The sequence below is a fragment of the Micromonospora cremea genome, from assembly GCF_900143515.1.
Classification (GTDB): domain Bacteria; phylum Actinomycetota; class Actinomycetes; order Mycobacteriales; family Micromonosporaceae; genus Micromonospora; species Micromonospora cremea.
In genome coordinates, this window is the sequence record NZ_FSQT01000001.1 from 401,533 (window position 1) to 422,611 (window position 21,079).

A 21,079-nucleotide genomic window follows, 5' to 3' on the forward strand; every position below is an offset into this window, starting at 1 on the left:
CATGCGGTGGCCGTGCGCCTTGGCGCGGGCGGAGTTCAACGAACCTTTGAACCACCTCGCCGACCTCATCCGAGCGCACCGTGACGAGCCACCACGTCGAAGCGAACCGCTACGCAGGAAGACAGTGGCTTTACGCTCGTCGCGTGATCGATACCGAGGTGACGGTGCGCCGGGCCTCCGACGCGGATGCGCCCGCCCTGGCGGGGCTGCGCTGGCGGCGGGCAATCCAGGAGCGCGGCTACCAGGGCGACAACCTGGACGAGTTCGTCGCGACGCTCGGTGATTGGATGCGTGGCCACCCAGAGCACCGGGCGTTCGTGGCCGAGGCCGACGGAGAGGTGATCGGGATGGCCTGGCTGGCAGTACTCGACCGTGTGCCCACAGCGAACAAGTACGCCCGGCGCGGCGGCGACGTGCAGTCCGTTTTCGTCGTCCCCGAGCTTCGCGACCGCCGGGTCGGCGCGCTGCTCATGTCGGCCGTGCTGGACGAGGCCCGTCGCCTCAAGTTGGAGCACGTGACGGTGCACTCCAGCACCCGGGCGGTGCCCTTTTACGAGCGCAACGGCTGGGGTCACGATCCCGAGTGGCTCAGCTGGGCCTCTGAGGCGTAGAGCCAGCCGCCCGTGCCGGCCCACCCAATCGGTCCGGTACATCGTGTCGCCGGCCCGGCGCAGCGCGTCCCGCGGGTCGGTGCCGTGCGGCGGCGGCAGTGCGATGCCAAGCTACGCAGTTGCCCGCGCCGCGCAACTGAGATCGCGCAACCCTCCTCGTCCTGGGGAAGCCAACCGCTACGCAGGATGAAAGTGGCTCAATGAAGGAGGGGCGGCTGCGGGTGCCGGAGCGACTGGCCCTGGGCCAAATCCTGTTCCCACCGACTCCTTCAGCCACCCCCGCTCCGCCGCCAGCAGCGCGATCTGGAACCGGGTCCGGGCGCCGAGCAGGGAACCCGCATCGCTGACATGTTTCTGCACGGTGCGGCGGCTCACCTTGAGCACGCGGGCGATCGCCTCGTCCTTCATCCCGGTTGCCATCATGTGCAGGATCTCCCGTGTTCGCCGGTCCGGCCCCACGGTCGTCAGACTGCCCTTCGGGGCCGGCCCATCGTGTCGGCTCGCCAGCGACACCGGGTCGGCGCGTTCCCACACGCTCTCGAACAGCGCCACCAGCGCCAACACCAGCGGGCGCGTGCACCACCAATGAACCCGCCGCAGGGCGGTCCCCGCGCACCGGCAGCAGAGCCGCCGCTTGGTCGAACACACCAACTTCACCGGCAGCCGGGACGCCAGCCGCAGTTCACCGCCCTGACCCGTACCGCGCAGCGCCGTCTTGAGGGACACTGCGTCGGTAAAGCCCTCCGTCTCGTACACCGACCGCATCCGCACCCCGGGCGCCACTCCCGACTCGCCGACGGACGCCTGCGTGGCCGTCACGTACGGTGGCTTTGCCAGATGCAGTACCTCGACCGAAGTCCCCTTCAGCAGTTGCCCGTAGCGCGCCGGCACCTCATCCTCGCGGTCCAGCACCTCCACCAGGTGCGCAGCGCGCGGCCCGGACACCGCCTCGTACACCTCGTGAAGCCGCTCCACGAGACCCTCGACGTGGGCCAGTTCGGCCCGCCGCCGCGCCAGCAGGGCGCTGAGCGATGACCGCGGGGGGCCGGCCGTCCATCGCGGTGCCGTGCCGTCGATCTGCAGCACCAGTGCGGAGTCCGCAAGCTGCCGCAGTGCCTGTTCCGCCTGCGCCCGGGACACCCCGACCGCCGCGGCCACCTCGCCGACCTCCGCCGAGGGCACCGCCACCAGGTGCTCCAACACCCGCCCGGCCAGTGGATCCAGACCGGTTACCGCCCACGGGCTGCCTGCAGTTCCGTCCATACGTTCTGACACTCCTGTGGTCTGCGCTCGTACCGCTTCGACCGGCCACCCTCGTTGTGGTGGTCAGACCGCCAGGGCGGCCTCGTGGTCGGTGGGACTGCGGTGGCCCAGGCTGCTGTGCAGCCGTGCAAGTTGTACCAGCCGTCTGGCAACCGAGGACGCCCGTACCAACCGATGGCCGTCGAGCCGGGAGAGCGAGATCGGCGCCTCGTTGAGGATCATGACCAATGCCGACGCCGATGGAACCCTCGGAGCGGTGACCCTGGAGATCGAAATGGACGCGTGGCCGTCATGGTGATCGACGAGGTGTTCACCCGCCCATCCCGATGCAAGGGCCATGATCAGCATGCCTGGTCTCGGCGTGCCAACTCGGCGCCTGGCTACTGGCCGAATCCCGACGACAGATGCCCACTCCTTCGAGTCGACTCAGCCCAGATCCCGCGACTGGAGGAAATCCACGCCCAACCTCGCCGATCGACCTCAGGAGGCCAAGGAGCATGGCTGGAGGGGCGAGGTCGCAGCGATCGAGACCACCATGGCCGCCGCAGCCCAGAAGCTCGCAGCCATGCGAATCGCCAGCCAGGCGCCCGTCTCTCTCGGCATGCCGGACGTCCGCCGGTCGGCCGATCCAACTGGCGCGAGGCGCGGCGATGAAGGCCCCAGCCGCTCAAGCGCGATCCTTCGACGAATCAGGCAACCCTGATGTCAAGCGGGTCGGGCAATTTCGCTTAAGCCTGCATCCGCTGCCCCGTCCTTGAACCGAGCCCAGCCATGCTGCCACGCCTCGACGAGATCGTTGTGTCTTCGTGGCACCATGTTGCGCTATGGATCATGAGGGGCAGTTTCGTCGTGCAGCGCTCGCGTTGGGCATCCCGGACGACGAGGTCAGCCGGTTCATCCAGCACCTCCGTTTGTCGATCCGGTTGAGCGGGGGATCCGGCGGTGTTCCGGTCGGGCAGTTCGGTGGGTTGCCCCGGCTGCCGGTGGGCATGGACTGGCCGTCCGACGGGGTCAGTCCGTTGCCGTTCATCTTCTCGGTTGACTGTGCGGCGCTGCCAAGAGTCGACGGCTTCGGCCTGCCGGCAGACGGCTCGCTGCTGTTTTTCCTGGACCACGAGCAGGCCGCTGCTACCGGGGAGCGGAGGTACGGGCGAGTCGTGTATGTGCCGGCCGGTACCGATACCGAGGTGGCGACAGGATCCACCGACGACGCGTTCGTCGGCGAGCAGTACGACGTCGGCGCCACGCTGCGCGCGGAGTTCCCCGATTGGTTCGGGGCGGACGATGAGGACGAGGACGACCTGTCGCCCTTTCAGCAGCAGTTGGCCCGTGACATCGAGCGTGACCTGCCGCACCTGGATGAACTCTGTGCTCTGGCCAACGATCTCTGGCCGCCTGACAACGGGTACGCCAGCGCCTATATCGGCGGGTATGCCGACGAGGAGGTAGTCAAGAGTTTTGCGGAGCAGACCCTCGCGTGGCGCGAGAAGACCGGCGAGATCGTCATCCCGGTCGCGAAATGGTATTCCCATGTGGAGGAGGAGACGCACCGGCTGACGAGTGAGTGGGTGTCGCTCGCTCGCTTTCCCGTAGATAACGAGTTCTATTACCGGAGTGACGGTAGTTTCGTGATCCGTCACGACGACCTGGCCGCTGGTCGGCTGGACGAGGCGCTTTCCGTGGCTGAGTTGATCCCATAGAACACCGGCGGCGCCGGATACGGCCACGATCTGCGTTGCCGGCGATGCCGACGTCATATGCTGGGCATCCGCTATTGCCGAATACAGCGCACCTGATGTTGGTTGCTCGCAGTCGGTGTCTCGTTGGGACCGCTGGCATCAGCCGGCCCGTGGAGGGCCGGCAACGCCAGTCGCTCGTGCTTGCCTTCGCGCGGCGAGGGCTACATAGCAACGTTGACGCACATGGCGTTGTCGTAGGCCGCTTGGAGCCGTTGGCTCGGGGGCGGCGCGATGGGGTCTGGTCGCGGGATGCCGAGGTGGAGCTCGCGGAGCTCGTCCATCATCTCGGCCACGAGCTTGGGGCCGCCGTCGCGCAGAAGTTCGGCGCGGACACGCAAACGCTGGGAACCGTCCCGGTATGCGAGGCCCCAGTTGCCCAGGGCGACCATGATGGGCAGGACCTGAATCCCCGCCTCAGTCAGGGAGTACATCGCCCGCTGCCCTCGGTGGGCGTCCTCGCGGGTCAGCAGACCCGCGGCGGTGAGCTGTTTGAGCCGGCTGCTCAGGATGTTGCTCGCGATCCCCTCCTCGGAGCCCAGGAGCAGCTCCCGGAAGTACCGGCGATTGCCGAACATGACATCGCGCAGCACCAGCATCGCCCACGAATCGCCGAGCACCTCGACGGCGGCATTGATCGGACATCCCGAACGCGGCGCCCTGTGCATCTGCCACCCTCCCGGCTAGTGGTTGCAATCTACCACCACGCCGCCTAAGGGACGTCTCGTAACCCCGGTGTCTGTCGGCTGAGGACGATCATCGAGGATGCCCGGGTGCAGGTGATCTCCGCAGCGCGCCCTGAGTGGATTTTCCCGTTCACTGGTCTGCAGCCCGCCCAGTTCCGCCGGCTGGTCCGGCTGGTCGCCGAACGCGGCGGAGACACGATTGCTGACGGCCGGCCGGGCCGGCAGTGGGCCCTCGACCTGCCGGATCGGGTGTTGCTGGTGGCCGTGTACTGGCGCACGAACATGACGATGCGCCAGATCGGCCCGCTGTTCGGGGTGTCGCACTCCGCGGCGCACCGGGTCATCGACGCCCTCGGCCCGCTGCTCGCTCTGGCGCCGGTGCGCCGACGGCCGCTCGAGCAGATCGCCATCGTCGACGGCACCCTGATCCCTACCCGCGATCACCGCCTGGCCGCCCGGAGCAAAAACTACCGGTACTCGACGAACCTGCAGGTCGCCATTGACGCCTCCACCCGCCTGGTCGTCGCCGTCGGCGATCCGCAGCCCGGCAACCGCAACGACACGATCGTCTACCGCAGCTCAGGGATCGAGGAGAAGCTGGACGGGCGGCCGGTGATGGCCGATGGCGGCTACCGCGGCAACCCTGAGGTGATCATCCCGTACCGCAAGCCCGCCGACGGCAGCGACCTGCCGCACTGGAAGCAAGCCCTGAACGTCGAACACCGGACCGTTCGAGCAGGGGTCGAACATGCCTTGGCCAGGATGAAGTGCTTCAAGATCCTGCGCGACTACCGCCGCGCCGCCCACACATTGGCCGACGCCGCTTCCGGCATCGCCAACCTCCACAACATCATCCTGGCCGGCTGACCGCCGGGCCCGTGCCGGGCAACGCCTTCACCAGTTACGAGACGTCCCTTAGCATCGGCACTGATTGCAATCCACAATCACTAGGAGAGGCCTCCGGAGACACCACGGCGGCCGATGTGGCTTGCTGGGCGGGAGGGTGCGGGCGGGCGGCGGCGCTCCGGGGGAGGTGCGAATCCTCCGCGGTCGGGGGAGAGTGACGAGGATGGCGATGGGTGAGATACAGGAACAGATTCAGCGTCATATCGATACGCTGGTCGGTACCGGCGCGGAGACCGGTGTGCAGGTCGCTGTCTATCGGGATGGCGCGCTGATCGTCGACGCGGTGGCCGGCACGGCCGACCCGGCCAGCGGCCGACCAGTTACCTCCGACACGCCGATCTTCAGTTTCTCCACTGGCAAGAACGTGGCGGCCACGCTCGCGCACCTACTCGTCGCGCGGGGTTTCCTCGACTACGACAGCCCGGTCACGGACCTGTGGCCCGAGTTCGGTGTGCACGGCAAGGCCACGGCGACACTGCGGCACGTGCTGACCCACACGGTCGGTCTGCCGGCCATGCCGCGCGAGATCACCCCGGGCGAGCTTCCCGACTGGTCCAGGGTATGTGAGTCGCTGGCCGCCGCCGAACCGCGCTGGCGGCCGGGCACCGCCATGGGCTATCACTCCTACACCTTCGGCTACCTCGTCGGCGAGCTGGCCCGCCGCGCGACCGGGCGGCCCATGTGCGAGCTGCTGCGTGAGTGGATCACTGCGCCGCTCGGTATCGAGGGGCAGCTCTACTTCGCCGCTCCGAAGGATTCCCTGCCAGGGTTGGCGCGCCTGGAGCAGCAGGCGCGGCAATGGCCTGCCGGCCCGGACGACGGTGACGCGATCCTCGCGCCGTGGGAAAACCAGCCGAGTGCCGATTTCGGCAACAACGGCGAGATCCTGCGCGCCGACATACCGTCGGTGGGCATCGCCACCGCGCACGGCCTTGCCGCGATGTACAACGCCGTGCTGCAGGGCAAGCTCGTGGATTCTGCGCGCCTGGCGGAACTGTCCGCGCTCGCGTTCGAGGGCGTGGACCAGGTTTTCGGCACTCCGGCGCGGATGGCGTTGGGCTTCCCGATCGGCAGGATCGGTGCCCCTGCCGAGGAGAACTCCGTGGCGTTCGGATGGCCGGGCGGGGGCGGAAGCTACGCCTACGCGGACCCCGCGCGGGGAGTCGCCTTCGCGCTGACGAAAACCCGGCTCGTTCCGAACTTCGACACCGCGCTGTCGGTCACCACGATCCTGGCCGTCCATTTTGCCGGGACCCGCTGAACCTTCCCTGCGGATGCGCCGGGGCGGAATTCGCCGACGATCACAAGGAGAAATCATGTCCGCTCATCCGGCCGACGACTCGACCGCGCCGCAGACCAGCCTCGGTCCGTTCTCCTCGCCAGGCGCCACCCCGACGCCGTGGGAGGCGACGGAGTGGGCACTGCGCCGGATCCAGAAATTCCAGCTGTGCACGGTGCGCCGAGACGGCCGCCCACACTTGACACCGTTGCTGGCGATCTGGTCGCACGGCGCGATGTGGTTCACCACCGGCGACAACGAGCAGAAAGCCAAGAATCTCAGCGCCAACCCGCACTGCGCGCTAACCGCCGGAACCGGCACCCTGACCGGCATGGACTACATCATCGAAGGCACTGCGAGCCTGGTCACCGACCAGGCCACCAGGGAAGCCGTGGCGACCGCGTTCGAGCAGGCCTATGGCTGGCAGCTCACCCGCGAGGACGGAACCTGGTATCAACTGGGCGACGCCGTTCGGACCGGCAATGTTCAGCTCTACCGGGTCCAGCCGGACAAGGGGTTCGCCTTCGTCACGGGTAGCGAGTCGTCCCAGACTCGCTACCGGTGGAGCTGAGGGCACATCGCCTGGCTGCTCACGCCGCCGTGGGCAGCTCGGCCTCCGCGATCGACGACCGAGCAACGGCTTTCCCAGCACCTTGAGCACGAAGCCGGGCGAATCAGCGACCCGTAGCAGGGCACGACGCGATAGAGAAGGACCCGGCCGTGATGGTGCGCCGGCTGCGCCCAAGACTTCCTGATCCACATTCGTGGCCTGCGTGAGCACGGGATTGACACCCGTTCCTCGGTCGGGATGGCGATGGCGGATCCATTCGTGCGGCGATCCGCCAAGCCACCGAGCGTGGCATCGCGACCGGATGGCTGCCCGGGCAGCCCGCAACGGTACGCCGTCGGCCGACGGCGGCCAGGCGGGATCACGCCCACGCAAGCCGTGATCAGGCGCGCACATCTGCCGCTGTCCGCGCGGGCCGCTCGACCGAGAGCGGTCACACTCGGTGACTGGCCCCTGGGACCGGCAGCATCCTGAACTGCCGATGTGAGTACGTCGTGTTCAGCGAATTGGGTGGCGTTCGACTTCGTCGATCGCAATGATTCCGGCGTCGATCAGCGTCCGCCTCGTTTGATCGAGATCATTTGCAGTGCATCTGAGGCAGATCCACTTGGAGGGGCCCCGGCATACCCGGACATTCGCTAATGATCTTGCGCCGGCTGTCGGGAAGCTGATCTTTATCGGATGAGCGACTCGGCTCTGTCGATGCGTGGACAGTGCCGAGAGTTGATCTGCAGTCCGACAGGTCGGTGCCTGGTCATTGGTTGACCGACTGGCCGGCTAGCTGATCGCCAAGAGGGCTGCGCCGGTACAGCACGTGCCGTCCGTCGCGGGCGCGAGTGATCAGGCCTGTCGCGTGGAGGACCTTTAGGTGCTGTGACACGGCGCTGGGTGTGACTGTGAGCCGGCGGGCGATCTCCACGGTCGGTAGCGGTTCGGCAAGGAGGTGGAGCAGCCGCGCTCTGGGCGCGCCGAGGAGCGATGTGACGGCGGTCGCGTCGGCGGCCGGTGTCGGCGCCCAGAGCGTTGCTACTCCACGGCAGGGGTATGCCAGCAGTGGGGGGTCGTCCGGGCTGACTGGCGGGGCGGGCCTGTGGGAGAAGATGGATGGCACCAGCAGCAGTCCTCGGCCGGCTGCCGCGACGTGGTGCCTGCCGATCAGCTTGTCGATGTGCAGGACGCCGTCCTGCCAGCGCAGATTCGGATGCATGTCGGCGAAGAGCAGGCGTGCGCCACCTACGGCCAGTTGTCGGGCGCGGTAGGTCGTGTCCGCTTCCAGGACGAGTCGCATCTGCGGCCAGGTCGGCTTGATCGCTGCTTGCCAATAGTGGTGCAGGCGGTCGCAGATGGCGTCGCGGAGTGCGAGCACCGGCTCATCCTCGTTCGCGGTGATTTCCTGAAAGACGGCCGGTAGCCCGCCACGTGGGTACACGGCCAGCACGTCGCGGCGTACGACGTCCGGAGGTGTTCGGCGTACGGCGGCCAGTTCGTCCTCGAAGGTCGCGGCGAAGCTCGCCGGCCGGGGCGTGAGGAAGTCCGGAACGCAGCGGTCTGGCCCGACCAGGGACATCAGCAGGTCGGCGCCGGGCGCGTCGAGTCTGCCGAGAACCGACCTGCGCCAGGGCACATGCAGCGCGTACAGGCCAGGCTCACGTAACACTCGCAGGCTGAGCACGGCCTCGTGGATCGGCGAGATCGCGAAGCGGGTGTCCGCGAGGTCTTCGACGCCGAGCCTGAAGCTGATCATTAAGCTGCATGCTACATCGCTTGGCGATCGCGCCAGGGTGCCGTGGACTCTCCGGCATGACACAGATCAACATGACACAGATCAACATGACAGACCAGGCCATTCGGCGCACAGCGATCGTCACGGGCGCGGCACGCGGCATCGGCGCTGGAGTGGCCAGGCGTTTGGCGCGTGATGGCCTCGCGGTCGCCGTGGTCGACCTGGTCGAGGAAGACTGCGCCGGCACCGTGGATGCCATCACCCGCGACGGCGGAACAGCGGCGGCGTTCGCCGCCGACGTCAACGACGAGTCGGCCGTGACCGCCGCTGTCGCTCGGATCGCCGCCGAGTTGGGACCACCGACGGTGCTGATCAACAACGCCGGCATCGGCGGCCCCAACGCCGGCGTCGAGGAGACGAGCACCCAGCAGTGGGACGCGGTCGTCGGGGTCAGCCTGCGCGGGGCGTTCTTCCTCACCCGGGCCGTGACCCCCTACATGATGGCGGCCGGCTGGGGACGGATCGTCAACATGTCGAGCATCTCCGCGCTCGGCGATTCCGGCCGCGTTGACTACGCCGCCGCAAAGGCCGGTCTGATCGGCTTCACCAAATCGCTCGCGCTGCGGCTCGGGCAGCACGGCGTGACGGCGAACGCCATCGGCCCGGGCTTCGTGGTCAGCGACATGACCAGGGTCGGGGCCCAGCGGCGGGGCCGCAGCTTCGAGGAGCACCAGCGGATCGTGGCGCAAACCATCCCGGTGCGCCGGGTCGGCCAGCCCGAGGACATCGCGCACACCGCGTCGTACCTGGTCAGCACCGAAGCCGGGTTCGTCTCCGGCCAGGTCATCTACGTCGCCGGCGGGCCGGTGGACTGACGTGATCGACGCTTTCGGACAGGCGGTTCGCAAATGAGTCGCAGGCTGCTGATGCTCCTCGCCCTCACCTGCGGAGTCGCCGTCGGAAACATCTACTTCCCCCAGACGATCAGCCCGCTGGTCGCCGCCAGCCTGCACGTCAGCGCTGACTCGGCCGCCCCGGTGGTGACCGCGGTGCAGTTCGGCTATGCCGCCGGGATCTTCCTGTTGGTGCCGCTCGGCGACCGGCTCCCGCACCGCCCGCTGATCGTCACCCTGCTCGGTGCCGCTCCTGCTTCTACCAGGCGACGGTCTTCGCCGGTTTCTCCGCGGTCTGGACCGCCGTCGCGCTGCTGCTCACCGGACCCACATACGACTTGGGCGCACCGGCGGTCGGAACGCTCGCACTGGTCAACGCGGCGACAATGCTGTGCACCCCGGTCGCCGGACGGCAGGTGGACCGTCGGGGCAGCGACGCGGTGAACCTGGTCTGCCTGCTTGGGATCATCGCCTCGGCCGCCGTCCTCGCGTTCGCCAGTCTCGGCGGGGCGGGGGGCCTCGCGGCGCTGGCGCTCGGCACGTTGCTGCTCGACGTCGGAATGCAGTGCGGCATGGTCGCCAACCAGGTACGCATCTACGCCCTGCGGCCCGAAGCCCGGAGCAGACTCAACACCGCCTACATGACCTGCGCCTACCTCGGCGGCAGCCTCGGCTCCTGGCTCGGAGCCCGCGCCTACGCCCACTTCGGGTGGCTGGGCGTATGCGCGGTCCTGGCGCTCCTCGCCGCGATCGCTCTTGCCCGCCACCTGGCGTCAAGCCCTGCCACCGGCCACCCTCGAGCCACAGTCGCCGCCCAGAACACCTGACTAAGGATGATTGTCGTGCCAGCCTCTACCCACCGCGCACCCCTATCGCCGGATGTGCCGATGCACGATGGCCAGCTCACAGTCTCACTCAACGCGGTGCGTGAGCTGGTGGACGCGCAGTTCCCCGAGTGGCGGAGCCTGCCTCTCAGGCGCGTCGCTTCGCAGGGAACGGTCAATGCCATCTTCCGTATCGGGGAACGGTTCACGGCCCGGTTCCCCCTTCAGCCTCGTGAGGTCGACGCGGCGCAGGGCTGGCTGGAACGCGAAGCGGAAGCGGCCCGAGAACTGATGGGTCGTACGCGATTTCCCACCCCCGAGCCGGTCGCCATCGGTGAACCCGGCGCCGGCTACCCGCTTCCATGGTCGGTACAGACGTGGGTACCCGGTGTGGTAGCCACCGATAAGGACCCAGGCGACTCGGTCGCGTTCGCGCACGATCTGGCCGAGTTCGTCAGTGGCGTGCGAGCCATCGACACACGGGGACGCCCGTTTACAGGCCAGGGTCGCGGTGGCGAGCTACCAGCGCACGACGGGTGGATGGAAACCTGCTTCGGGCACAGCGAGACGCTGCTGGACGTCCCGCTGCTCCGCCGGATCTGGGAGGTCATGAGGGAACTGCCGCGGGGCGAGGCCCCGGACAGGATGAACCATGGTGATCTCATTCCGGGAAACGTCCTCGTCTCCGACGGGCGGCTGGCCGGGGTTCTCGACGTGGGCGGACTGGGGGCTGCCGACCCTGCCCTTGACCTCGTAAGTGCCTGGCACCTGCTCGAACGCGAGCCACGCCAGGCATTTCGGCAGCAACTCGGCTGCGACGATCTCGAATGGGAACGCGGCAAAGCGTGGGCCTTCCAGCAGGCAATGGGGGTGGTTTGGTACTACCACCAGACCAACCCAGCCATGAGTCGGATGGGCCGACGCACTCTCGCGCGCATCATCGCCGACCCGCCATCAGCCTGAGCCGGCACGCGGCACGCATCGTCGCAGCCAGCGGATACCGACGCGGCGGCCCGTCGCGCCGGTATCCGCTCATGGCACCCCTTTATGTCAAGGCGCCGCTGACTTCAGGGGGTTAGGGTGGTTGGTGGCGGGTCCGGGAAGTGGCTTGTCCGAAGGCCCGATGTCCGGGGTCAGGTCGGTCACGCTGGATTGCAGAATCGTCCCCGAGTGCCCTCCCGGATCCGCCGCCTGTCGGCGTTTCTGGTCGTGACGATGCGGGCGTAGACGACGTTGGACAGCCGCCGTTTCAGCGCGCGCATGGCTTCCATGGAGGTCTTCCCGGCGGCCTTCTTCGCGTCGAAGTAGGCGCGGCCTTCGGTTCGAGCCGGGAGGGCAACGCTACTTCGAGCCGAGAAAACCCCTTTTTAGCCTCTCCCCGCCTTGGGGCGACGCCCGAGTCGCGCAGGCCAGATGAGAGCCACACGACCAGCGTGGGCAGCCGAAAAGTGAGCGACAGCCCGGGCGCCTCGACCGAAGCCTGGCCGGGCTACGGTCGCAGGTCAATGAAACAAGTAGCCGATGAGCGGATGTCGGCTCTTACCTGACGATCGAGCTTAGTACGGCAGCCGCCGTTCGGGATCATGGCTGAAGGTCGGCGTTGAGGCGTCGTTCGTAGTGGGCTTGTCGGGCTCGGGCTTGATGGCGGCGCCGCCACTGTGACCAGCGCAGACGGTGGGCGAGTTCGTGGATCGGTCGGATGATGAAGGCGTTGATCAAACGACGGACTTCGTTGACGGTCAGCTTGATCAAGTCGCTCTTCGGGGGTTCGTCGGCGGCGTCGGCGGCGCAGATCGCCAGGATGGCGAGGGCGGCCAGGGCGAGAGTGGTGAAGCGGTGCCAGGAGTCCCAGCGGCGGACCTGGTGCTGATCGAGGCCGACCTGACTCTTGGCGGCTTGGAAGGCTACCTCTACGGTCCAGCGGATCCCGGCGACCCGGACGAGTTGGGCGAGGGTGGCCGATTGCGGTGTCCAGCAGCGGTAGAAGGCCAGTTCCCCGGTGGAGGTGTTGCGCCTGATCAGGAGGCTGTGTCGGCCGCTGTCGTCAGGGTCGGCGTCGGTGGTGACCTCGTCGAGCCAGGCCCAGTCGTAGAAGCGCGGGCCCTTGGATCCGGCGCCCGCGCTGCGGCGCTGCCAGGCCGAGGCTGGTAGGTCGGCGGCGACATGGTCGGCCCGGACCTTGACCTTGCCGCCGTCGAGGGGCACCAGGTGGCTGCGGGACACGGCCAGGACATAACCGAGTCGGTGTTGGCGCAGGTGAGCTCGGAAAGCGCTGCTGTTGCCGTAGGCCTCGTCCGCAGCGACCCACCGTGCGGGCACGTCGGCGTCGACCGCCGCGGTGACCATGTCGGCTGCCAGCTCGGGTTTCGTGGCGAACTCGACCTCGTCCGGGACACCGGCATCCTGGCAGCGGTCCCGGTCCTCGGTCCACGACACCGGCAGATAGACCCTGCGGTCGATCAGGGTGTGCCCGTGCTCGCTGGCGTAGCCGAGGAACACCCCGACCTGCGCGTTCTCGATCCTGCCGGCGGTGCCGGTGTACTGGCGTTGCACCCCGACCGAGTGAACGCCCTTCTTCAGATCCCCGGTCTCGTCGACGACCAGGACCCCGTCCGGGTCACCGAACCGTTCGACGATCACCTGACGCAGGTCGTCACGGACGGCGTCAGCGTCCCACACCGCCCGATACAACAACCTTTGCATCGCATCCGGCCGAGCATGCCCAGCCTGCTCCGCCAACTGCCAACACGTCTTGACCTCGATATCGGCCAGCAGCCCGGTCACGAACGCCACCGCCGTGCGACGCGGCTCGACCCGTCCGAACCTGCCCGCGAAGGAGGCGAGCACCCCAGCCAGCACTCGTCGCCACCCGGCAGGGTTTACGCTGTGACCCGCGGCCACCGCCAGATCTGAAGTTATGTCCACAACATACAGACGATCACGCGGTGGCCGCCTTGCGTCCACCCCGCTCTACCAGCGGCATCTCAAACGGCGGCTGCCGTATTAGATGTTCCAGTTCGAGGGTCCAGGTCTGGCCGACGAGGTCGTGGCCGAAGCTGCGGTGTGGTTCCTCGCCGGTGAGGGTGAACCCGAAGGCCTGGTAGATCCTGCGTGCGGACACGAGCACGTCGTTGGTCCAGAGGACGACCCGTCGGTAGTGGGCGTTGCGGGCGAAGGTGAGGCATTCGTCGACCAGGCGGGTGCCGATGCCGAGGCCGCGGGAAGTCGGAGTGACCAGCAGGATACGCAGCTTGGCCGTTTCTGGTTCGTCGCCCGAGACCAGAAAGACGCAGCCGGCCCGTTCGCCGTCGACTTCGGCGATCCAGGCCGCTTCGCGAGCCGGGTCGTGGTCGATGGCGAAGTCGGCGACGATTCTGGCTACCAGCGCCTCGAAGTCGATGTTCCATCCGAACTGCCGGTCGTAGATCTCACCATGGGCCATCACCACCCAGCCCAGGTCGCCGGGGTGGTCGGCTCGGCGCACGGTCACGTTCGCCGGCGGCTGGTTCTGCTGCGCCATCATGAACCCCTCCCAAGGGCACTGACACGACTGTTTCAGTGGAGGGTAGGCTACGCCCGTGTTCGAGGAGACGACATTCGCGTCCGCGCGGAAGATCGAACTGCTGGAAGCCGCCTATCGGTACTCGCTCGCGCACGGCCTGGCCGACCTGTCACTACGCCCGCTGGCTGCGGCGATCGGCTCCAGCCCCCGGGTGCTCATGTTCCTGTTCGGGAACAAGGACGGCCTGTTGCGAGAGTTGCTGGAACGCGCCCGCATCGACGAACTTGCGATGCTCGACCACATCCAAGAGCCGAGCAACACTACGGCCATCGGCCTAGCCGCCGCCATCGAGCGCCTCTGGGCGTGGCTCGCCACCGATGAGCATCGGCAGTTGCTGAGGCTGTGGGCCGAGGCGTACACCCGCTCCCTGATCGAACCCGACGGAGTGTGGGGTGGCTTCGCCGCCACCACGGTGAGCGACTGGCTCGCCGTCCTCGCTGCATGCCAGCCCCCGCGCGAGAGGGACAGCGAGAAGGGCGCCGCCCGCCGCACCCTTGCCCTCGCCATACTCAGAGGCGCCCTGCTCGACCTGCTGGCCACCGAAGACCACGACCGCGTCACGGCTGCGGTCTACCACCAACTCGCCCTGTTCCATCACCGACGTGCCGCAGTACCCCGGCCCTAACCACCTGCGCCGTCATGATCACGTGCGCGGATCTGCCGCGCGGAGGGCGTTGGCGCTGACTGTGACTGGTGACGCACCGTGAGGTATGACTACCTCCCCCGCCTCCGGTCCCGGTGTCGTCTCTCCTGATCGTGTTGTTCTCCGTGCCGCGGTTTCTGCCTACCTCGGTCGGTACCGCGGTGACTCGCGGCTGCACGCCGAGTCTGACCTGCGCGTCTACCTGACCTGGTGCACCAACCAGGTGGACCCGCTGTCGGTTGCTCGCAGGGACATCGAGCGGTACGTGCGCTGGCTCCAGGACGTACGCCGCTTCCAGCCCTCGACCGTCTCCCGCCGCCTGTCGGTGGTGGTCGGCTTCTACCGCGTCTGTGTCATCGACGGCATCCTGCCGCATTCACCAGCCGACTACGTCCGCAGACCAACAGTGTCACCCGAATCACCCACCCTCGGGCTGGGCCACCTGCAGTTCGAAGCCCTGATCACCACCGCACGGCAGTCGGCCAACCCGAACGACTTCGCGCTGATCGCCATGCTCGGCCTGCTCGGGTTGCGGATCTTCGAAGCCTGCGGCGCCAACATCGGCGACCTCGGCGAGGAACACGGCCACCGCGTCCTTCGCGTCCGCGGCAAGGGCGGCAAAGTCGTCCTCGTCCCGCTCCCGCCCGCGGTGGCCAGGGCCGTGGACCGTGCAGTGGACGGCCGCATCGACGGTCCGATTCTGCGCAACGCCATCGGGGCGCGGATGGACCGGCATGCGGCGACCCGCCGGCTCAAGCACCTGGCTGCCGCCGCCGGGATCCGGATGCCGAGGATGCACCCGCACATGCTGCGACACACCTTCGTCACCACCATGCTCGACGCCGGTGTGAGCCTGCGCGACGTGCAGATCGCCGCCCGTCACGCCGATCCCCGTACGACCATGCGCTACGACCGCGCCCGCAAGAACCTCGACCGGCACCCCAACTACATCCTCGCCGCCTACATGGCCTCCGGAACGTAGCGACCACAACGAGCGGATCTGCCGATGACAGTGCACCGGGCGGCCTTCGATGGAGACGGTCGCCACACCCCGACCGCCGCCATCGACAGCGGGTGCGGGCGGCGCGTTGGATCGGGGTATGTCTGCACACTTTGACGTGGTGGTGCTCGGGGCGGGTCCGGGAGGCTATGTCGCCGCGATCCGCGCGGCTCAACTGGGATTGTCGACGGCCATCATCGAGGAGCGGTACTGGGGCGGCGTGTGCCTCAACGTCGGCTGCATCCCGTCCAAGGCGCTGCTTCGCAACGCCGAACTGGCCTACCTGGTCACCCACGAGGCGAGGACGTACGGCATCCGGGTCGACGGGCAGGTCAGCCTCGACTACCGTGCCGCGTTCGACCGCAGCCGTAAGATTGCCGACGGGCGCGCCAAGGGCGTCCGGTACCTCATGAGGAAGAACGCGATCGCCGAGTACGAGGGACGGGCCAGCTTCACCGACCCGCGCACCCTGGCCGTGGCCCGCAACGACGGCGGCACCGACACCGTCACGTTCGACCACTGCATCATCGCCACCGGGGCGACCACCCGGCTGCTGCCCGGCACCGCGCTCAGCGACCGGGTCGTCACGTACGAGCAGCAGATTCTCTCCCCGGAGCTGCCGGAAAGCATCGTCATCGCCGGGGCGGGCGCGATCGGCGTCGAGTTCGCGTACGTCCTGCACAACTACGGCGTGCGCGTGACGATCGTGGAGTTCCTCGACCGGATGCTGCCGCTGGAGGACGAGGAAATCTCGGCCGAACTTGCCCGCCGCTACAAGCGGCTCGGCATCGAGGTACTCACGTCGACCCGGGTGGAGTCGATCGACGAGACCGACGACCGGGTCTGGGTGACCGTGTCGTCCAAGGGCGGCGAGCAGCGCGTGCTCGAGACCGACAGGGTGCTACAGGCGATCGGCTTCGCGCCCCGCGTCGATGACTACGGCCTGGAGAAGACCGGGGTCCGACTCACCGAACGGGGCGCCGTCGACGTCGACGCCCGCTGCCGGACCAGCGTGCCGCACCTGTTCGCGATCGGCGACGTGACTGCGAAGCTGATGCTCGCGCACGCCGCCGAGACGATGGGCATCGTTGCCGCCGAAACGATCGCCGGCGCCGAGACGATGGAGCTGGACTACACCATGATCCCGCGGGCGACGTACTGCCAGCCGCAGGTGGCCAGCTTCGGCCTCACCGAGGCGCAGGCCCGCGAGCGAGGCCACGACGTGCGGATGGCGAAGTTCCCCTTCAGCGCCAACGGCAAGGCGCACGGCCTGGGCGACACTGTCGGCTTCGTCAAGCTGATCAGTGACGCCAGGTACGGCGAACTGCTCGGCGGGCACATGATCGGTCCGGACGTCACCGAACTGCTGCCCGAGCTGACCCTGGCGCAGCAGTGGGACCTGACCGTGCACGAGCTTGCCCGCAACGTGCACGCCCACCCGACCCTGGGCGAGGCGGTCAAGGACGCCCTGCACGGGCTCGCCGGACACATGATCAACATGTGACGCCGCGAGCGGCGGCGCGACCGGCTGGGAGGGCGCACGGCCATGCGGCTGGCCCTGGGTCGACGGCAAGGTCAGGTGCGCGCTTCTGCCGCCGACCGCGCGCTACCGAGCGTCACGGCAAGCGGATCCAAGCCGGCGTCCGATCGTGCCGATGAGCGTACGTTTGCGAACTGTGACGGAGCGAAAGTTCGTCCGGCGTGGACGCTTCTGAGGCCGAGGGAACGCCGAGGTCTAGGGCAGGTCCCGGACTAGGTCAGCATTGGCGACGCCGATCTCACCGTCGTACCTGTCACCGGCCGCGGCTCGCGCAGCCGCCGGATCCGTGCCTGGCCACAGGTGGGTCAGTAGTAGGTGTCTGACGCCGGCATCGGCGGCCTGCCGACCTACCTGGCGCGCACTCGACAGGTAGCGCCGCGAGTCCTCCGGCACCTCATCCACGTAGGTGGCCTCGGCCAGCAGCAGGTCGGCGTCGCGCGCCAGTTCCACCACGTCGGGGCTCGGGCCGGTGTCACCGGTGTACGCGAGAACCCCGTCGCCCGCAGCCAGCCGTACGCCGGCATTTGGCACCCAGTGCGGCAGCAAACGGGTCTGGGCCCGGAACGGGCCGATGTCGAGGCGGCTGCCGACGGTGATCTCATGCAGAACGTAGGCGGCAGCCAGCATCCCGGGGCGGTCCAGCGCTAACACCGCATCCAGCGCGCCAGGCAGCGCGTACACCGGTAGCGGCGCCGGCGGATCATCACGCAACGCTCGCGCCCGTAGCAGCGGGTTCAGGTCGGCGCAGTGATCGGGATGTCCGTGGCTGATGTACACCGCGTCGACCTGGTCCGCGGTGATGTGTTCCAGCAGCCGCGGCACGGTCGCGTAGCCGAGATCGACGAGCAGCCGGAACCCGTCGTGCTCCACGAGGTAGCCGCTGCATGCCTGGCGCGCCTCTGGCCATGCACCGCACCCGCCGAGAACCCTTAGCCGCACCCGAAAGACCCTACCGGCCGGTTCGCCAACTGTTCCAGTTGACTGGGCATGCCGCTGCCCGAACATCCTCAACTACCGCTGACCGCGCGTCCGAGACGACCGGATCTGCCGAGTTGAGTGCGTGCGTTGGTGGAGTCACGAGGCGGCCGTGCGTCGCGTATGGGTTCGCTGGGCCATCGCCCGCCCCGGCGGGAAGGGCGACGACTGGATCGTGATCGAGCCTCTTCCAGGAGAGCCCGGCGCTGCCATCGACGCGGAGGTTTCGGCGTAGCGCGTCGATCACCGGCCGATGAGGCGTCCATGGCCAACGGCATGAGGCCCACGGCTGGCTGGCCATGAGCCTCATGCCGTACCGGATTACGCCGGCTGGCTCAGAATGAGTCGCCGCTGCGCCACCGGATACCCGGCTCGGGCGAACGTGGCGGCCATCGGTGTGTTCGTCAGGTCGGTGTCGGCAGTGATAGCCTCTGCGCCCTGCTCGACCAGGATGTGGGTGCCCTCGGCGAGCAGGTCGTACGCGTAGCCGTGCCCCCGCGCCTCCGGCAGCACGCCGACGTAGGCGATGATCGGCGAGGCGTGGTTGCGTGCGGGTATCACGATGCCGGTGAGGTTGCCGGCCGTGTCGCGAGCCAGGCGCCACCAGTCGCGTGGACTCGGCAGCCAGGTCAGGAACTCCAGGTCGTCGGCGAGGGCCGCCTCGACGCCGTCCCGCTCGATCGCCTGATGCTGGTGGAAGTCCAGGCTGCCGGTCAGGATGCGGCGCAGCACGTCGTGGAGTACCGCGTCGTCGGAGACGGGGTGGTACGTCAGCCGCGCCGGGCGCTCTGGCAGGCCGTCGGCCAGCGTCCACCGGTACCGCAGCCGCTCCAGGACCGGGATGAATCCCGCGGCGCCGGCGGCGGTGATGCGCGACTGGGCCGCGCGGTGCGTCTCGGGGACGTCGCGCCAGTCGGGCGGCAGCATGAGGTGGTAGTCGACGGTGAAACTGGCGGCGCGGAGCAACTCCGCACCCACCATCGGGTCGGTGCCGGGATCGAACCAGTCCAGCGCCACCGGGGCGCTGTCGTCGGGCCCGCCCCACCAGGCGGCCCGCGCGATGACCGTGTCGCCGTCGAGGGCTACCCAGGTCCACTCGGGACGGTACTGGCGGGCGGCCATGGTCTCGGCGAAGTCGCGGCCGAGCAGGGCCATGCCGACGGTGGGCGACTCGGGCATGGACTGGAACAGCGTGTGCTCGCCCGCGCGCAGCGGGCGGATGACCAGGTCGGTCACGGGAACATCCTCTACGGGAGAAGTGGTGTGCTCCCGTGAATCAGCGGTCACCCGGACGGGATGGGAGCACGGACGAACGGAACACCATCGCGCTCACCTCCTTCGTCGCTACGGGCGCGGTGGCGAACCTATCACGCCGTCGGGTATCGCTTCGACACCAGAGAAAGCCAGTTCCGTCCGGCGCCATGGGTCCAGCGATGATGCTCGGTTTCGAGCAGGTTCGCCGCCGCGGACCGTCGCCTTCGGCAGCAGGCAGGTCGAGGCGGGTGGGTGCCGGCGAGGGCGGCGGCCAGGTCGTTGCCAATGCGGACGGCGAGGATCAGGTCAGCGTGCGATGAACGGAACATCCGCTCACTGGTGGAGCCTGGTCGTGCTCGTGACCTCTTGCGGCTGTGTGTCGGCTCTTACCAGAGAGTTCAGTGGGCAGCGTCTGTGACCTGCGGTTTGAAATCTCTCCGGAGGGCTGCTCGTTGGACTTTCTCCCACTCAACATTCCACTAAGGGACGTCTCGTAACCCCGGTGTCTGTCGGCTGAGGACGATCATCGAGGATGCCCGGGTGCAGGTGATCTCCGCAGCGCGCCCTGAGCGGATTTTCCCGTTCACTGGTCTGCAGCCCGCCCAGTTCCGCCGGCTGGTCCGGCTGGTCGCCGAACGCGGCGGAGACACGATTGCTGACGGCCGGCCGGGCCGGCAGTGGGCCCTCGACCTGCCGGATCGGGTGTTGCTGGTGGCCGTGTACTGGCGCACGAACATGACGATGCGCCAGATCGGCCCGCTGTTCGGGGTGTCGCACTCCGCGGCGCACCGGGTCATCGACGCCCTCGGCCCGCTGCTCGCTCTGGCGCCGGTGCGCCGACGGCCGCTCGAGCAGATCGCCATCGTCGACGGCACCCTGATCCCTACCCGCGATCACCGCCTGGCCGCCCGGAGCAAAAACTACCGGTACTCGACGAACCTGCAGGTCGCCATTGACGCCTCCACCCGCCTGGTCGTCGCCGTCGGCGATCCGCAGCCCGGCAACCGCAACGACACGATCGTCTACCGCAGCTCAGGGATCGAGGAGAAGCTGGACGGGCGGCCGGTGATGGCCGATGGCGGCTACCGCGGCAACCCTGAGGTGATCATCCCGTACCGCAAGCCCGCCGACGGCAGCGACCTGCCGCACTGGAAGCAAGCCCTGAACGTCGAACACCGGACCGTTCGAGCAGGGGTCGAACATGCCTTGGCCAGGATGAAGTGCTTCAAGATCCTTCGCGACTACCGCCGCGCCGCCCACACATTGGCCGACGCCGCTTCCGGCATCGCCAACCTCCACAACATCATCCTGGCCGGCTGACCGCCGGGCCCGTGCCGGGCAACGCCTTCACCAGTTACGAGACGTCCCTTAGGCACACCGTGCTGAAAGCGCCGTGGTGGCGGGACGTGCGAGAGAGGCCCGCGGGGGCAGCAGGGCGTTGTCGTAGAGCCGGTCAGTACCCTGCGGGCCTTCCACGCCGACCAGGGTGGGGCCAGCATGCCTGAACGCACGCACATGCCGAGATGAGTGCGCTCGATCTTGGCGGGATGAAGCCGCTCGTCGTCTCTTCGCTATCGAACCAATCGGCGAGCAGGCGCTTGCGCCGGCTCGGAGGG

General features: G+C 68.2%; 20 protein-coding genes. 12 read left to right on the top strand and 8 right to left on the bottom strand.

Features of this window, described 5'->3' with window-relative positions; genetic code table 11:
* Nucleotides 1-143: 143 nt before the first annotated feature.
* Nucleotides 144-611, top strand: coding sequence for a GNAT family N-acetyltransferase (locus BUS84_RS01780; protein WP_244298322.1), 468 nt, complete (start codon nucleotides 144-146; stop codon nucleotides 609-611).
* A gap of 177 nt (nucleotides 612-788) precedes the next feature.
* On the opposite strand, the gene BUS84_RS01785 is transcribed toward BUS84_RS01780, so the two are convergent.
* A complete protein-coding gene (locus BUS84_RS01785) occupies nucleotides 789-1,769 on the bottom strand; it encodes a helix-turn-helix transcriptional regulator (protein WP_208869492.1) in 981 nt (326 codons plus the stop codon).
* A 168-nt stretch (nucleotides 1,770-1,937) separates the two neighbouring features.
* Nucleotides 1,938-2,222 (bottom strand): hypothetical protein, encoded by a 285-nt coding sequence (locus BUS84_RS38050; RefSeq protein WP_159450953.1) that lies wholly within the window; start codon nucleotides 2,220-2,222, stop codon nucleotides 1,938-1,940.
* A 476-nt stretch (nucleotides 2,223-2,698) separates the two neighbouring features.
* Here BUS84_RS38050 and BUS84_RS01790 point away from each other — a divergent pair, with 476 nt between their 5' ends.
* Nucleotides 2,699-3,574 (top strand): DUF1963 domain-containing protein, encoded by an 876-nt coding sequence (locus BUS84_RS01790; protein WP_074308198.1) that lies wholly within the window; start codon nucleotides 2,699-2,701, stop codon nucleotides 3,572-3,574.
* A gap of 200 nt (nucleotides 3,575-3,774) precedes the next feature.
* Here BUS84_RS01790 and BUS84_RS01795 read toward each other — a convergent pair whose 3' ends face one another.
* Entirely contained in the window at nucleotides 3,775-4,278 is a 504-nt protein-coding gene (locus BUS84_RS01795; protein ID WP_074308200.1) for a winged helix-turn-helix transcriptional regulator, read from the bottom strand.
* Nucleotides 4,279-4,383: 105 nt separating this feature from the next.
* Here BUS84_RS01795 and BUS84_RS01800 point away from each other — a divergent pair, with 105 nt between their 5' ends.
* From BUS84_RS01800 to BUS84_RS01810, 3 genes are all read left to right on the top strand, one after another.
* Nucleotides 4,384-5,163, top strand: coding sequence for a transposase family protein (locus BUS84_RS01800; RefSeq protein ID WP_084757041.1), 780 nt, complete (start codon nucleotides 4,384-4,386; stop codon nucleotides 5,161-5,163).
* Between the two features lie 202 nt (nucleotides 5,164-5,365).
* On the top strand, nucleotides 5,366-6,463 hold the full coding sequence (locus BUS84_RS01805) for a serine hydrolase domain-containing protein (protein WP_084757043.1): 1,098 nt from the start codon (nucleotides 5,366-5,368) through the stop codon (nucleotides 6,461-6,463).
* Between the two features lie 55 nt (nucleotides 6,464-6,518).
* Nucleotides 6,519-7,052: a pyridoxamine 5'-phosphate oxidase family protein gene (locus tag BUS84_RS01810; protein WP_074308204.1), complete on the top strand. Its 534-nt coding sequence runs from the start codon at nucleotides 6,519-6,521 to the stop codon at nucleotides 7,050-7,052.
* Between the two features lie 751 nt (nucleotides 7,053-7,803).
* Here the strand turns inward: BUS84_RS01810 and BUS84_RS01815 are convergent.
* Nucleotides 7,804-8,793 (bottom strand): ArsR/SmtB family transcription factor, encoded by a 990-nt coding sequence (locus BUS84_RS01815; RefSeq protein ID WP_074308206.1) that lies wholly within the window; start codon nucleotides 8,791-8,793, stop codon nucleotides 7,804-7,806.
* 56 nt (nucleotides 8,794-8,849) lie between these two features.
* Here BUS84_RS01815 and BUS84_RS01820 point away from each other — a divergent pair, with 56 nt between their 5' ends.
* The 3 genes from BUS84_RS01820 (at nucleotide 8,850) to BUS84_RS01830 (ending at nucleotide 11,452) form a co-directional block, all read left to right on the top strand.
* Nucleotides 8,850-9,647: an SDR family NAD(P)-dependent oxidoreductase gene (locus BUS84_RS01820; RefSeq protein ID WP_425293418.1), complete on the top strand. Its 798-nt coding sequence runs from the start codon at nucleotides 8,850-8,852 to the stop codon at nucleotides 9,645-9,647.
* 332 nt (nucleotides 9,648-9,979) lie between these two features.
* Nucleotides 9,980-10,492 (top strand): MFS transporter, encoded by a 513-nt coding sequence (locus BUS84_RS39340; protein ID WP_244298526.1) that lies wholly within the window; start codon nucleotides 9,980-9,982, stop codon nucleotides 10,490-10,492.
* Nucleotides 10,493-10,552: 60 nt separating this feature from the next.
* On the top strand, nucleotides 10,553-11,452 hold the full coding sequence (locus BUS84_RS01830) for an aminoglycoside phosphotransferase family protein (protein ID WP_074311908.1): 900 nt from the start codon (nucleotides 10,553-10,555) through the stop codon (nucleotides 11,450-11,452).
* Nucleotides 11,453-12,070: 618 nt separating this feature from the next.
* On the opposite strand, the gene BUS84_RS01835 is transcribed toward BUS84_RS01830, so the two are convergent.
* Nucleotides 12,071-13,348: an IS701 family transposase gene (locus BUS84_RS01835; protein WP_143728152.1), complete on the bottom strand. Its 1,278-nt coding sequence runs from the start codon at nucleotides 13,346-13,348 to the stop codon at nucleotides 12,071-12,073.
* Nucleotides 13,349-13,427: 79 nt separating this feature from the next.
* Complete coding sequence (locus tag BUS84_RS01840; RefSeq protein WP_244298323.1) at nucleotides 13,428-14,012, bottom strand: GNAT family N-acetyltransferase; 585 nt, start codon at nucleotides 14,010-14,012, stop codon at nucleotides 13,428-13,430.
* A 55-nt stretch (nucleotides 14,013-14,067) separates the two neighbouring features.
* On the opposite strand from BUS84_RS01840, the gene BUS84_RS01845 reads away from it, so the two are divergent.
* The 3 genes from BUS84_RS01845 to lpdA all read left to right on the top strand — a co-directional run bounded on the left by BUS84_RS01845 (nucleotide 14,068) and on the right by lpdA (nucleotide 17,198).
* Nucleotides 14,068-14,676: a TetR/AcrR family transcriptional regulator gene (locus BUS84_RS01845; protein WP_074308210.1), complete on the top strand. Its 609-nt coding sequence runs from the start codon at nucleotides 14,068-14,070 to the stop codon at nucleotides 14,674-14,676.
* Between the two features lie 85 nt (nucleotides 14,677-14,761).
* The gene (locus tag BUS84_RS01850) at nucleotides 14,762-15,676 is read left to right on the top strand and encodes a tyrosine-type recombinase/integrase (protein ID WP_074308212.1); all 915 of its coding nucleotides are present in this window, start codon (nucleotides 14,762-14,764) and stop codon (nucleotides 15,674-15,676) included.
* 118 nt (nucleotides 15,677-15,794) lie between these two features.
* Nucleotides 15,795-17,198: a dihydrolipoyl dehydrogenase gene (lpdA, locus tag BUS84_RS01855; protein ID WP_074308214.1), complete on the top strand. Its 1,404-nt coding sequence runs from the start codon at nucleotides 15,795-15,797 to the stop codon at nucleotides 17,196-17,198.
* A gap of 231 nt (nucleotides 17,199-17,429) precedes the next feature.
* Here the strand turns inward: lpdA and BUS84_RS01860 are convergent, their stop codons facing one another.
* Together BUS84_RS01860 and BUS84_RS01865 are read right to left on the bottom strand one after the other, a co-directional pair.
* Entirely contained in the window at nucleotides 17,430-18,239 is an 810-nt protein-coding gene (locus BUS84_RS01860; RefSeq protein WP_244298324.1) for an MBL fold metallo-hydrolase, read from the bottom strand.
* 291 nt (nucleotides 18,240-18,530) lie between these two features.
* On the bottom strand, nucleotides 18,531-19,445 hold the full coding sequence (locus BUS84_RS01865) for a GNAT family N-acetyltransferase (protein ID WP_074308218.1): 915 nt from the start codon (nucleotides 19,443-19,445) through the stop codon (nucleotides 18,531-18,533).
* Nucleotides 19,446-20,003: 558 nt separating this feature from the next.
* Between BUS84_RS01865 and BUS84_RS01870 the strand changes: the two genes are divergently transcribed.
* Nucleotides 20,004-20,783, top strand: a complete 780-nt coding sequence (locus BUS84_RS01870) for a transposase family protein (RefSeq protein ID WP_084757045.1) — start codon at nucleotides 20,004-20,006, stop codon at nucleotides 20,781-20,783.
* The last annotated feature ends 296 nt before the right edge of the window (nucleotides 20,784-21,079 follow it).